Genomic DNA, 12,623 nt, shown 5'->3' with positions numbered 1-12,623 from the left:
GCGGCGCCGGGGTGAAGCGGGTGTCCTACCTGAGGATCAGGTCAGACGGTGACGGGCTGGACGGCCGCGGCCTGCTCCGGGACGAACAGGACTGGCTTCTCGCCGGCCAGCGCGCTGCAGGTGGTGTCGATCATCAGCGCGGAGACGATGTACGGGTCCATGTTCGCGTTCGGACGCCGGTCCTCGAGCCACCCCTTGCGGGCCTTGGAGACGGCCCACGGGATACGGATCGACGCGCCGCGGTCCGAGTCGCCCCAGGAGAACTTGTTCCACGGAGCGGTCTCGTGCTTGCCGGTGAGGCGGTCCTGGATGCCGTAACCGTAGTTGGTGACGTGCTCCATGACGCGGGTGCCGAGCGCCTCACAGCAGGTGACGATCGCGTCCCAGCTCTCCATGGTCTGCTTCGTGGAGAAGTTGGTGTGCGCGCCCGCGCCGTTCCAGTCGCCGGGCATCGGCTTGGCGGCGAAGCTCACCGAAGCGCCGAAGTCCTCGGCGATGCGGTGCAGCAGCCAGCGGCCGACCCAGATCTGGTCACCGATCGCCGGCGCCGGCAGGACACCGATCTGGAACTCCCACTGGCCCATCATGACCTCGGCGTTGGTGCCCTCGATCGCGAGGCCGGCGTCGAGGCACGCCTGGGTGTGCTTCTCGACGATGTCCCGGCCGGGCATCTTCTCGCCGCCGACGCCGCAGTAGTACGGGCCCTGCGCCTCCGGGAAGCCGGTGGCCGGCCAGCCGAGCGGGCGGCCGTTCTGGAAGAAGGTGTACTCCTGCTCGATGCCGAAGTGCGGCGCGAAGTCCGCGTACTTCTCGGCCAGCAGGCGGGCCTTCGCCCGGGTGTTGGTCGGGTGGGGGGTGAAGTCGGTCAGCTCCACCTCGCACAGGACCAGGATGTTGTCGCCACCGCGCAGCGGGTCCGGGCAGACGAACACCGGGCGCAGGACGCAGTCCGAGTTCGACCCCGGGGCCTGGTTGGTGCTAGAGCCGTCGAAGCCCCAGATCTCCGGCTCCTTGCCGTCCTTGATGATCCGGGTCTTGCTGCGCAGCAGCGGCTCCGGCTCGGTGCCGTCGATCCAGATGTACTCGGCCTGATAGCTCACACAAACTCCCCGTGATCGGCAAGGTCTAGACAGGCGACTGTTTGGACGGCCGGGGGAGGGCCGACGCTGGTCGCGAGTAGCGGGAGGATCCGTCTGGAGCCTCGCGGGGTGGGGTTTCCCCTCAGTTCCCGCCTTGTTAAATCTGGATCTCAGGCTCGTGAGTTGACGCGGGACCGGCTCGTCCGGCTGCTGTCCGGGCCGGGTGGTGGCCGAAATCACCGCGAAACACGGCTCGTGCCACATCCCGGTAGAAGAATTGGCGCGCAGCCGGCCGGGACCGGCCCGGGCTTGGCTGTGGCGGCGGCTCCCGGGCGGGCGCGATGGTAGGCCTGAGACGAGCTGTCGCATTCTTCCGGAGGGCCGGGCGGGACGCTGTGAAAAGGTCTGGGAAAGACTGGGCCCCGCCGCCCGGATGCGGGCGGCGGGGCTCGTCGGATATTCCCGGCGTTGGCGTTGCTGCGTCAGATGTCCGGTCAGATGTCGTAGTAGAGCTCGAACTCGAACGGGTGCGGACGCAGCCGGATGGCGTCGACCTCGTTCGTGCGCTTGTAGTCCAGCCAGGTCTCGATCAGGTCCGGGGTGAACACATCGCCCGCGGTGAGGAACTCGTTGTCGGCTTCCAGGTGCTCCAGGACCTTCTCCAGCGAGCCGGGCACCTGCGGCACGGCGGCGAGCTCGTCCGGGGGCAGCTCGTAGAGGTCCTTGTCGATCGGGTCGCGCGGCTCGATCTTGTTCTTGATGCCGTCAAGCCCGGCCATCAGCATCGCGGAGAAGGCCAGGTAGGGGTTGCAGCTCGGGTCGGGCACCCGGAACTCGATCCGCTTGGCCTTCGGCGAGTCGCCGGACAGCGGGATACGGCAGCAGGCGGACCGGTTTCGGGCTGAGTAGACCAGGTTCACCGGCGCCTCGTAGCCGGGCACGAGCCGCCGGTAGGAGTTCGTCGTCGGGTTGGTGAACGCCAGCAGGGCCGGCGCGTGGTGCAGCAGACCGCCGATGTAGTGCCGGGCCAGCTCCGACAGGCCGCCGTAGCCCTCGGCGCTGTAGAACAGCGGCCCGCCGTCCTTCCAGAGGCTCTGGTGGCAGTGCATGCCGGACCCGTTGTCCTGGAAGAGCGGCTTCGGCATGAACGTGACAGTCCGGCCGCGGTCACGGGCGACGTTGCGGATCACGTACTTGTAGAGCATCAGGTTGTCGGCGGTCTTCAGCAGCGTGTCGAACCGGAAGTCGATCTCGGCCTGGCCCGCCGTGCCCACCTCATGGTGCTGCATCTCGACGGTGATGCCGACCTTGATCAGCGTCTTCACCATCTCGGAGCGCAGGTCGGTGAAGTGGTCGGTCGGCGGTACCGGGAAGTAGCCGCCCTTGAACCGCGGCTTGTAGCCGAGGTTGCCGCCCTCCTCCTTGCGCGCGCTGTTCCAGGCGGCCTCGACCGAGTCGACCCGGTGCAGCGAGCCGTACGGCGTGTACTCGTAGCGGATGTCGTCGAAGATGTAGAACTCGGCCTCGGGCCCGAAATAGGCCGTGTCCGCGATTCCCGACCCACGCAGGTACGCCTCCGCCTTGCGCGCCACGTTCCGCGGGTCGCGGGAGTACTCCTCCTTGGTGATCGGGTCGTGGATGAAGAAGGTCATCGCGAGCGTCCGGTGCTCGCGGAACGGGTCGAGAAAAGCGGTCCGGGGGTCGGGCAACAGCAGCATGTCCGACTCGTGGATGGCCTGGAAGCCGCGGATGGAGGACCCGTCGAACATCAGGCCGTCGGTGAAGATCGACTCCGTGAAGACCTCCGTCGGAATCGTGAAGTGCTGCATGATCCCCGGTAGGTCGCAGAAACGGACGTCGATGAACTCGACGTTCTCGTCCCTGATATAGCGGAGTACTTCGTCGGCGTTGGCGAACATTCACCCTCCACCTGTATGGTGTCGCTTCCCGGTCCGACAGGATACCCATGTCCGGACGCGCTGCGTAACCCTGTGGTGTGATCGGGACATGGCGTACATGTTTCGCCGAGGTTGCCTGGTGCCTGTTCGTCACGATCGGTGACGGTTTCCTGGCGGGATCCCGGGACGCATAAGCTTGCGCCGTGCGACAGGAGCTCGGACGCTGGTTGGAAGGCCCCGGATCGGTGCGCGCCGACCCAGGCGGCACGCCCGGGGACAGGCTGGGGCTGCCGGCCGAGGGCCCGGGCTCGCTCGCGAGCTCCGGGGCCCGCTTCGGCGCCTATGTGGTCGACGGGATCCTGGCGAACCTGCTGGCCGGCGTGCCCGCCCTGTTCGGCGCCGCTATGTCGGGCTCCGCCCGCGGCCTGGTCGTCTACGGGGTCTTCCTGCTGGAGGAGCTCGTGCTGCTCAGCCTGACCGGGCAGACGGTCGGGATGCGCCTGTTCGGCTTCGGGGTCGCGCGGGTCCCCGGCGGCGGCCGTCAGCGTTTCCCGCTGATCCTGGTCCGCACCGTGCTGCTCGGCCTGCTGCTCCCGGTCTTCTTCGTCGACCGTGACCTGCGCGGCCTGCACGACCGGGCCGCCGGTACGGCCCCGATCCGTGCCGGCAAACGCGCCTGAGTGGCCCCCAGGCAGCGGCTCCCAGACCTGCTCTAGCGAATCTTGCCGCGCGGGACGTTGCGGGGCACCGGGCCCTTCGGGATCGGCAGTGACGGCCCGGAGCCGGCGACGGCCTTGAGGCGCCGGTCGAGCTGGTCGACCTCGCCGCGCCTCAGCGTGCGGCGCATCCGCATCAGGGTCGGCTGCAGCTTCGGCAGCGGGACCTCGCCCTCGCCGGTACCGACGACGATGTCCGTGATCGGCACGTCCCCGGCGACCTTGCGGATCCGGCGGATCTCGGTCGCCAGCAGCTCACGGGCCCCGCGGCCGCGCCCCTCGGCGATGATGATGATGCCGGCCCGGCCGACGACCCGGTGCACGACGTCCTGGTTGCGGTTCACCTGGACGGCCGGGGTCAGCCGCCAGTCGCCGCGCATCCGCTCGACGATGCCGGCGGCGGCTCCGGGCTTGCCCTCCAGCTCCGCGTAGGCACTGTTCTGCACCCGCCGGCTGAACAGGTTGACCGCGACGAGCAGGCTGAGCAGCACCGCGAACGGCGCCCACAGCCAGATCGGCCCGATGACGAAGCCCAGCACGAGAAGCACGGCGAACGGGACCAGGAAGCCGCCCAGCAGGATCGGCACCAGCTTCGAGTCGCGCTCGCGCGTGACCTTGAAGACGAGCCTGACCTGCCTCATCCGGTTCGCGAAACCGGACTCGCCGTCGGCCTGGTTCCCAGGGCCGGAGCCGTTGCTCGTCGGGCCCTTCGCGCCGCGTGCGGTGGGCGATGCCGCAGGCGCGGCGGCGTCGGCCGGCTTCTTCCTCAGTGCCATGTCCGCGAGCCTACGGCTTCTGGTCGCGGACGCGGTCCGCAGGCCGGGCGCAGGGCTGCGCCCGACGAGCCGTCAGCGGTGCGCGACGGCCGCGCGCGCCGGAGCAGGTGCCGGGATCGCCGGCACGATGGCGCGGGCGGCGCCGGCCGCACGCGGCGTCACCGGGGCGAGCGAGGTGACGGAGCCAGGCCCGCCGTCGGTCCAGCGGTAGCCGGAGGTCACATGCAGGTCGGTGGCCGCCCGCCAGGCGTTGCGGCGCGCGGTGCGCTGCCCGCCGTGCGGCAGGATCAGCAGGGTCAGTTCTTCGAGCGTGGACAGCATGGAGCGGAACACAGCGGGTTTGCCCTCCCGACGCGGTCGTCGTTCTCCCCGACGCGGTCGTCGTCCCACCAGTCCGCGGAAGCTGTCGAGCCCTCGCCAGGGCCGGAAGACCGCCGGCCGAGTGACGCGAGTTCTGAGGACCCCGAGTTCCTGTGACGCTGTGAGACGTGCCGTGACGCTGTCCGTGAGCCTAGTCGCGTACCGGAGCAGTCACCACTCGTATCGGTGCCTGGTGGGCGTGTTCTTGGGCACAACGCGGGGTCATCGCACCCCTACAGGTGAGCAACGCCCTGCCGCGACCGGGCGGCGATTGCCTGCTGGTAGAGCCGCCCGGCCCGGTAGGACGAGCGGACGAGCGGCCCCGCGAGGACGCCGGCGAAGCCGAGCTGTTCGCCGCGCTCGGCCCAGGCGACGAACTCCTCCGGGCGCACCCAGCGCTCGACCGGGTGGTGGCGTGGGGTCGGGCGCAGGTACTGGGTGACGGTCAACAGGTCGCAGCCCGCGGCGAGCAGGTCGGTCATGGCGGTCTCGATCTCGGCGTCGGTCTCGCCCAGGCCGAGGATGAGGTTCGACTTCGTCACCAGGCCGGCGGCGCGGGCGGCGGTGAGCACCTCCAGCGACCGCTCGTAGCGGAACGCCGGCCGGATCCGCTTGAAGATCCGCGGAACGGTCTCGACGTTGTGGGCCAGCACCTCGGGCGCCGCGCCGAAGACCTCGGCGAGCTGGTCGGGCTGGCCGCCGAAGTCGGGGATGAGCACCTCGACGCCGGTACCCGGCGAGCCGGCGTGCACGGCCCGGACGGTCTCGGCGTACAGCCACGAGCCGCCGTCGGGCAGGTCGTCGCGGGCGACGCCGGTGATCGTGGCGTAGCGCAGGCCCATCGTGGCGACCGACTCGGCGACCCGGCGGGGCTCGTCGACGTCCAGCGGGGTGGGCCGGCCGGTGTCGATCTGGCAGAAGTCACACCGGCGGGTGCAGACGTCGCCGCCGATCAGGAACGTCGCCTCGCGGTCCTCCCAGCATTCGTAGATGTTGGGGCAGCCGGCCTCCTCGCACACCGTGTGCAGGCCTTCGGCGCGGACCAGGTTCTTGATGTCGGTGTACTCCGGACCGGTGCGCAGCCTGGTGCGAATCCACGGCGGCTTGCGCTCGATCGGGGTGGCCGCGTTGCGCGCCTCGAGCCGAAGCAGCGGCCGCCCGTCCGGAGCGACCGTGGTCACGCCGACACCGCCTGGGACGCGTCGACCGGATCGGCTGCCGGCGTCAGGATCGCGCCGTCGCCGGTGGACGGCCGGCCGCCGGCCAGGAAGGCGCCCAGATGATGGAGCATCTGGCGCTCGACGACGGGCCGCGCCTCGGCGACGGTGACAGTCCGGTCCAGCTCGGCGGTGAGGCTGCCAGCGCTGGCGTCCGTGATGCCGCAGGCGATGATCCGGCTGAAGGCGGTCAGGTCGGGGGCGCAGTTCAGCGCGAAGCCGTGGTAGGCGACGCCCTGGCGCACCCGGATGCCGATCGCGCCGAGCTTGCGTGCGTCGTCCATCGTCCAGACGCCGGATCGGCCCTCGACCCTGTGGGCCGGCACGCCGAACTCGGCGCAGACGGCGATCATGGCGTCCTCCAGCGCCCGGACGTAGGCGACCACGTCCAGCGGCCGGGGCAGTGCGACGACCGGGTAGCCGACCAGCTGGCCCGGCCCGTGCCAAGTGATCTTGCCGCCGCGGTCGACGTCCACGACCGGGGTGCCGTCGGCGGGGCGCTCCCAGTCCTCGGTGCGCCGACCAGCGGTGTAGACGTCCGGATGCTCCAGCAGGATCAGCGTGTCCGGCGCCTCGCCCGTGGCGCGGCTGGCTGCCAGGTCACGCTGCAGCTCCCACGCCTCGAGGTACGGAACCACCGGCAGCCGCAGAACATCCACCAGGTCAGCCTACAACCACCGGTCCGCGCGGCCCTACCACATGATCACCAAGCCGGAGAGCTGCGCGGCGTCGCTGGCCCGCGCCGGCCGGTTCAGCCGCGCGGGTCCGGCAGCAGCCTCGGCTCGACGGCGGTCTCGACGACCGCGCCGTCCTCGCCGAGCGCGACCCGCCAGGCCTTCGCCCGCGGCCGGTCGGCGACCGTCTCGACCAGCTCGGTGCCGCGGAAGTGCAGCCCGACGCCGTCGTCGGTGGCCCAGCCGGCCGGCAGGACGCCGTCGCCGACGAGCTTCTGGTAGAGCGGCCGGCGGCCCGGCTCGGAGTCGTAGTGCGGAGTGTTGCTGAACGGCAGCAGCGCCAGACCGCTGGTGACCGGGCGCAGCTCGGGCCCGAACGAGTCCGTCGTACCACCGACGTGCCAGCACAGTGATCCGGCGGACACCCCGGCGAGGACGACCCCGGCCCGCCACGCGTCGGCGAGGATCTCCGGCAGGCCGTGGGTGCGCCAGACGGCGAGCAGGTTCGCGACGCTGCCGCCGCCGACCCAGATGACGTCCTGGGCCAGCAGGTGCGCGCGCACGTCGTCGACGTTCGGCATCGGGAACAGCGCCAGATGGCTCGGCCGGACGTCCGGCCGGTCGCGGCCCATGGCCTCGTACCAGCGCAGATAGGCGACGGGGTGGTCGCCTGTCGCGGTCTCGAGCAGGCAGACGCTCGGCCGTTCGCCCGCCTCCGACAGGGCGATCGCATGCTCGATCATCGGCCCGATCCGGGCGCCGCCCCGGCCGTCCGGGCGGTAGCCCGCGCTCGTCGCGAGGATGTTCACCGCCGCGCTCCCGTCGCTGTGACTGTTCCGGACTCCCCGGCGTGCGTCGCCGGTTCGCCGCTTGTGGCCAAGAAGTTATCCACAACCGAAGGCAGAACCCCGACAAGCGGCCTGAATCGGCCTAGCGTCGCGGGTCGTGACCTCGTCGTACGGATACGGGACAGATCCGCCCCGCCCCGACGGTCCCGGGGGGACGTCGGGCTCCGGCGCGTCCCGCCCGCCCGCCCGCCCGAATCCGGCCGGCCGGCCGATCGGGCCCGGAGCTCCGTCCGCGGACGAGGCCCCTGCGGTGGCGGGCGTGGTGGTCACCGGCCGGGCCCCCGACGCGGGCGCCGGCGAGGCCTGGGCTGGCACGCTGGAGCCTGCCGGTACACCGTGCGTGGTCCGGCTGGTGCGGCTGCCGGGTGACCCTGCCCGCCGCCGCCGGGCTGTCGCCGCCGCCCGGCCGCTGATCGAACTACGCCACCCGCACCTGGTGCCCGTGCTGGCGGTCCGCGAGGCCGAGGACGGCCTGGCCGTGGTGATGGAGCAGGTTCCGGACGCGGTCAGCCTGCGTCGGCTGATCGGCGCGCGCGGCCGGCTGGATCCGGGCGAGGTGGTCACCATCGGCCTGCCGGTCGCGCAGGCGCTGACCGCGGCGCATGCGGCCGGGCTCGTCCACGGCTCGCTGGGCCCGGCCGACATCCTGCTGGAGCCGAACGGCCGCCCGCAGCTGACCGGCGTCGGGGTCGGGGCGCTGGGCATCCCGCCGCCAGGCCCGCCCGAGCCGGGCCTGGTCGCCCCGGTCGACGTGTACGACCTCGCCGATCTGCTGCTGGACCTGATGGCTCGGGCGACCGGCGCGGACGCGGCGGCGGTGGCGGTCGCCGTGGCGACCGCGCTCGTGCCCGACCTGACCCGGCGCCCGAGCGCCGCCGAGCTCGCCGCGAACCTCGCGCACAGCGCGCGCCCCGCGCCGGTCCAGATGATCAGCCCGCCGCGCCCGGCGGCTCCTGGCCGCGGCCGAGACGCCCAGGAGACCGCCGAGCTACCCGGCCTGCGCCGAGCCCCTGGAGCCGGATCGGGTGGCCGGGACCAGGGCGATCCCGGCCGTGGTGGCGTCCCGCGCGCCCGGGACGCGCCCGAGCCGGACGAGCTGGCCGGCCGCGCCGCGAGCGTCGGGCCAGGACGCGGCCCGGGGCTGGAGCATGGGCCGGGGCCTGACGGCGGCCCACCGGGAGAGGACAGCGACGGCGACCCCGGTGGCCTGGCCGCCGACGGCGCGATCCTGGAGGGGGACGTCGTCGATCGTGACGCCGCCCTGCTTCCAGTGCTCCCGCCGGACGAAGACCCGGCGCCGCTCGGCGATGCGGCCGCGGCGCGCCGGCCCGGCCCGGCCCGCGCCCGCCGCCAACGGCCCGACGGCATCGGCGGTCCGTCGAGGCCACGGCCGGCGGGCCGGCTGCCACCTGGAGAGTCCTCCGAGCAGCGGAGGGGTGCGCGGCCGGCCGGGCGGGGGAGTGGCGCCCGCCCCCCGCGGCAGGGCAGCCGCGGGGGGCGGCGTGGGCCGCGCGGCTGGCTGCTGGCCGCGACGGCCGGGGTCGGCCTGGCGGCGGTCATTGCCGCCGTGCTGCTGCTGCACAGGTCCGGGTCCTCCGGTCAGCGCGACGTGGGCACGGCGGTGTCGGCCGCGGCCGGGCCGGCCGGCGGCCGCACGGGCACCACCCGGCCCAGCACAGCCCAACCCGGTCCCGCGCAGCCCGGCACCACCCGGCCCAGCACAGCCCAACCCGGTCCCGCGCAGCCCGGCACGACCCAGCCCGGCCCCGCCCAGCCGGCCTCGGCCAGCCCGGCCCCGGACCAGGCGTGGCGGACCGTCCTCGCCGGCCTGAACGTGAAGCGCAGCCAGGCGTTCGAGCGCGACGACGAGGCCGCGCTGGCGGCGGTCTACCAGGTCGGCAGCGCCCTCTACGTCCAGGACCTGCAGTCGCTGCGGGAGGTCGCCGGCCGGGGTGCGCACACCACGCCCTTGACGACGCACATCCTCGACCTGGAGGTCCGTCAGCAGGGCACCGACCAGACCGTCCTGCGGGTCACCGACCAGCTTGACGCGTACAACTTCCTGGACGCCGCGGGGAAGGTGCTCGCGCACAAGGACGGGGAGCAACCGAAAAGGGGCGACGTGACGCTGGTGCGCACCGCCGACGGCTGGCGCATCTCGCAGCGCATCCCGGTGGCCTGACCCGGACGGCCTGGAGTACTCGCCGGTCGGGTCGGCCCCGAGATGTTCCGTGACGGTGTGGTGACGGGTACCAGATCGTGCGACTATGGCGGGACTCTCGGGACGATCACGGGCCCGCTCGCCGGTGTGGCCGCGCCAACCCGGCCGGGGAGATGGGCAGTTATGGACGAGTCCGAGCAGCTCGGCACGGTGGCCTCGTGTCATGCCCTCCGCGCGCCACCCGCCTTGACCGCGCCGACGTGCGAAAGTATGCGGGTCATGCATGCCGGCCCGGGACGGATCGGAAGGCGTCGAACCGAGCTGGGGGACAGCACCCCGTCCGCTTGGGCGGCACCTGGGCGGGCAAGGACCGACATTGTGGGGCTCGAGAACACTGTCCGGTGGGGTAGCGTCCCGAGGACGGCGAGATGCGGCGTCAGCGGCTGGAACGTCCGCTTCCCGGTGGTCGGTGTGGACGGACCTGGGGAGGCGTGTCGCGGGGAGACCGCGCTGCTGTTGGGAAGGCGCCCGGAGTACGACACGCGGTCTTGGCTCGGCTTGCGAACGGCTGGGTCTGCGGCCAACAGGCCGGCCCGCTCCCGCCCATCACAGCCAACTGTGTCGTATCCTGGGGGCGAAACCCCGCCACTATACTACAACACCGCAGTTCGGTCAATACATCGGTGATGCCCGCCGCGGCGGGCGACGCGGGTCGAACGGGAGAGCGGAGGAGGTGCGATCTTGGCGAACGCGTGCGCATTCCCCAGTCTTGGTCTCCTGAGCGATTACTGTAGGTCGGTCGATCACGCCAGATCGGTCCATCATCGTCATTCCGGCAACAGAATTCGGGAGGGGTGGCGTTGACACAGCCCGCGACACAGCCTGTCACGCAGTCCTCGGGGCAGTCGTCCGCGCAGGAGCCCGGTGCCCAGGGCGCGGGGCAGCCGACGGCGCAGGCCCCCCGGCAAGCCACGAAGGGCTCGCGCCGGCCCGCCGCCGGTGGCGCGGCCTCGCGTCGCAAGACGGCCGAGGCCGAGAAGCCACCGCCGCCGGCCGAGGGCACCCCGACGCCGCGCGCCGCCGGGGGTGACGAGGAGGAGGCCGAGGACGCCGAGTTCGACGCGACCGCCGAGGCGGAAGCCGAGAAGGAGACCGAGAAGGACGACGACGAGCGTGAGGCCGGCCCGGCGCCGTCGGCCGCCGACCGCATGTCGCACGACAGCGTCCGCCAGTACCTCTCCCAGATCGGCCGTGTCCGGCTGCTGACGGCGGAGGAGGAGGTCGACCTCGCCAAGCGGGTCGAGGCCGGCCTGTTCGCCGCCGAGAAGCTCGCCGCGGACGCCGCCGGGCTGGTGGGCGACCTTCGCCGGGAGTTGGTGTGGGTCGAGCGTGACGGTGAGGTCGCCAAGAGCCGCCTCGTCGAGGCGAACCTGCGGCTGGTCGTCTCCATCGCCCGTCGTTACGTCGGTCGCGGGATGCTGTTCCTGGATCTGATCCAGGAGGGGAACCTGGGTCTGATCCGGGCGGTCGAGAAGTTCGACTACACCAAGGGTTACAAGTTCTCGACGTATGCGACGTGGTGGATTCGGCAGGCGATCACGCGGGCGATCGCGGATCAGGCGCGGACGATCCGTATTCCGGTCCACATGGTCGAGACGATCAACAAGCTGATCCGGATCCAGCGGCAGCTGCTCCAGGATCTGGGCCGTGAGCCCACTCCGGAGGAGATCGCGAAGGAGATGGACCTGACCCCGGACAAGGTCCGGGAGATCCAGAAGGTCGCCCAGGAGCCGATCTCGCTGGAGACGCCGATCGGTGAGGAGGAGGACTCCCACCTCGGTGACTTCATTGAGGACTCGGACGCGGTCGTTCCGGTGGACGCGGCGAGTTTCCTGTTGTTGCAGGAGCAGTTGGACTCGGTGTTGCACACGTTGTCGGACCGGGAGAAGAAGGTCATCCAGCTGCGGTTCGGGTTGACGGATGGGCATCCGCGGACGTTGGAGGAGGTTGGCCGGGAGTTCGGGGTGACGCGGGAGCGTATTCGGCAGATCGAGTCGAAGACGTTGTCGAAGCTGCGTCATCCGTCCCGGTCGCAGAAACTGCGGGACTACCTCGAATAAGGCGGCGTGGCCGGAGACGGCGCTTCGCGCCTCCGGCCCCGCCGCCTCGGGCGCTGAGCGCCCTCCCAACCTCTGATGTCCGCAAATGTGGATGTCGGGGGTTGGGGGCGTATCTGGCTCGGTTTCTTGCTCGGTTTCTTGGCTGGGTTGGCAGGTTCGGTCCGCCGGTCGGGATTGCGTGGTTGGGTTGGCGGCGCGGTTCTTGGCTGGAACTGGGGGGTCCGGTCTGCCGGTCGGGATTGCGTGGTCCGGTTGGCGGCGCGGTTCCTGGCGGGTTCGGTCCCACCTCTCGGGATTGCCTGGTCGGGTTGGCGTGGCGGTTCTAGACGGTCGGGCCGCCTCTGCGGGATCGCGTGGCTGCGTGGCGGTTCTTGGCTGGGTTGGGGCGGTCGGTCTTGTCTCTCCGGTGGGTGGCCGGGTGCTGCTACTAGGAAGGCCCGACATGAGTGGCAGTCCTGAACCGGTGGCCCGGCTGACCAACGCCGCGCGTGACCTTGACGGTGAGCCGTGGGAACGCGACGAGTTCGCCCGTGTGCTGTCGTGGCGGCTGGATCGGCCGATCTCGGTGCACGCCGTGCTGCTGACCGAGGCGGAGACCATGGTCGCGTCACGTCTGCTCGAGGAGCTCGCTGGCGTCTACCCCGATGAGCCGCTCGGCCAGCTTGCCCGTTACCTCGCGATGACCCTCTCCACGAAGGCGTGGTCGGGGGAGGGCTAGTCCGCTCTCTCGCGGGCTGATTCGGTCGCGCACCGGTGGGGGATGGTGAGGACATG

General features: G+C 71.6%; 11 protein-coding genes. 4 read left to right on the top strand and 7 right to left on the bottom strand.

Annotated elements, in window-relative coordinates; all coding sequences use genetic code 11:
- Positions 1–41 precede the first annotated feature (41 nt).
- Both glnII and glnA read right to left on the bottom strand, forming a co-directional pair.
- A complete protein-coding gene (gene glnII / locus FRADC12_RS04010) occupies positions 42–1,100 on the bottom strand; it encodes a glutamine synthetase GlnII (RefSeq protein ID WP_045875610.1) in 1,059 nt (352 codons plus the stop codon).
- 473 nt (positions 1,101–1,573) lie between these two features.
- Entirely contained in the window at positions 1,574–2,998 is a 1,425-nt protein-coding gene (glnA, locus tag FRADC12_RS04005) for a type I glutamate--ammonia ligase (RefSeq protein ID WP_045875609.1), read from the bottom strand.
- A 182-nt stretch (positions 2,999–3,180) separates the two neighbouring features.
- On the opposite strand from glnA, the gene FRADC12_RS04000 reads away from it, so the two are divergent.
- Positions 3,181–3,657, top strand: coding sequence for an RDD family protein (locus tag FRADC12_RS04000; RefSeq protein WP_232303601.1), 477 nt, complete (start codon positions 3,181–3,183; stop codon positions 3,655–3,657).
- A 32-nt stretch (positions 3,658–3,689) separates the two neighbouring features.
- On the opposite strand, the gene FRADC12_RS03995 is transcribed toward FRADC12_RS04000, so the two are convergent.
- From FRADC12_RS03995 to FRADC12_RS03975, 5 genes are all read right to left on the bottom strand, one after another.
- The gene (locus tag FRADC12_RS03995; protein ID WP_045875607.1) at positions 3,690–4,469 is read right to left on the bottom strand and encodes a DUF4191 domain-containing protein; all 780 of its coding nucleotides are present in this window, start codon (positions 4,467–4,469) and stop codon (positions 3,690–3,692) included.
- 72 nt (positions 4,470–4,541) lie between these two features.
- Positions 4,542–4,790, bottom strand: coding sequence for a hypothetical protein (locus tag FRADC12_RS03990; protein ID WP_232303600.1), 249 nt, complete (start codon positions 4,788–4,790; stop codon positions 4,542–4,544).
- A gap of 272 nt (positions 4,791–5,062) precedes the next feature.
- A complete protein-coding gene (lipA, locus tag FRADC12_RS03985; RefSeq protein ID WP_045875605.1) occupies positions 5,063–6,010 on the bottom strand; it encodes a lipoyl synthase in 948 nt (315 codons plus the stop codon).
- Complete coding sequence (gene lipB, locus FRADC12_RS03980) at positions 6,007–6,705, bottom strand: lipoyl(octanoyl) transferase LipB (RefSeq protein WP_045875604.1); 699 nt, start codon at positions 6,703–6,705, stop codon at positions 6,007–6,009. Before lipB ends, lipA begins: the two co-directional genes overlap by 4 nt.
- A 92-nt stretch (positions 6,706–6,797) precedes the next feature.
- Complete coding sequence (locus FRADC12_RS03975) at positions 6,798–7,529, bottom strand: Type 1 glutamine amidotransferase-like domain-containing protein (protein WP_045875603.1); 732 nt, start codon at positions 7,527–7,529, stop codon at positions 6,798–6,800.
- Positions 7,530–7,818: 289 nt separating this feature from the next.
- On the opposite strand from FRADC12_RS03975, the gene FRADC12_RS03970 reads away from it, so the two are divergent.
- The 3 genes from FRADC12_RS03970 (at position 7,819) to FRADC12_RS03960 (ending at position 12,567) form a co-directional block, all read left to right on the top strand.
- Positions 7,819–9,750 (top strand): protein kinase family protein, encoded by a 1,932-nt coding sequence (locus tag FRADC12_RS03970; protein ID WP_045875602.1) that lies wholly within the window; start codon positions 7,819–7,821, stop codon positions 9,748–9,750.
- An 833-nt stretch (positions 9,751–10,583) separates the two neighbouring features.
- The gene (locus FRADC12_RS03965) at positions 10,584–11,849 is read left to right on the top strand and encodes an RNA polymerase sigma factor (RefSeq protein WP_045875601.1); all 1,266 of its coding nucleotides are present in this window, start codon (positions 10,584–10,586) and stop codon (positions 11,847–11,849) included.
- A gap of 442 nt (positions 11,850–12,291) precedes the next feature.
- On the top strand, positions 12,292–12,567 hold the full coding sequence (locus FRADC12_RS03960; protein ID WP_157488683.1) for a hypothetical protein: 276 nt from the start codon (positions 12,292–12,294) through the stop codon (positions 12,565–12,567).
- Positions 12,568–12,623 lie beyond the last annotated feature (56 nt).

It is taken from the genome of Pseudofrankia sp. DC12 (assembly GCF_000966285.1).
In the GTDB taxonomy this organism is placed as follows: domain Bacteria; phylum Actinomycetota; class Actinomycetes; order Frankiales; family Frankiaceae; genus Pseudofrankia.
This window is presented reverse-complemented; position numbering and strand designations above follow the sequence as displayed.

Coding starts and splice junctions, on each gene's coding strand:
- glnA (WP_045875609.1), bottom strand. CDS start 2,998: ATGTTCGCCAACGCCGACGAAGTACTCCGCTATATCAGGGACGAGAAC.
- FRADC12_RS03995 (WP_045875607.1), bottom strand. CDS start 4,469: ATGGCACTGAGGAAGAAGCCGGCCGACGCCGCCGCGCCTGCGGCATCG.
- FRADC12_RS03990 (WP_232303600.1), bottom strand. CDS start 4,790: ATGCTGTCCACGCTCGAAGAACTGACCCTGCTGATCCTGCCGCACGGC.
- FRADC12_RS03960 (WP_157488683.1), top strand. CDS start 12,292: ATGAGTGGCAGTCCTGAACCGGTGGCCCGGCTGACCAACGCCGCGCGT.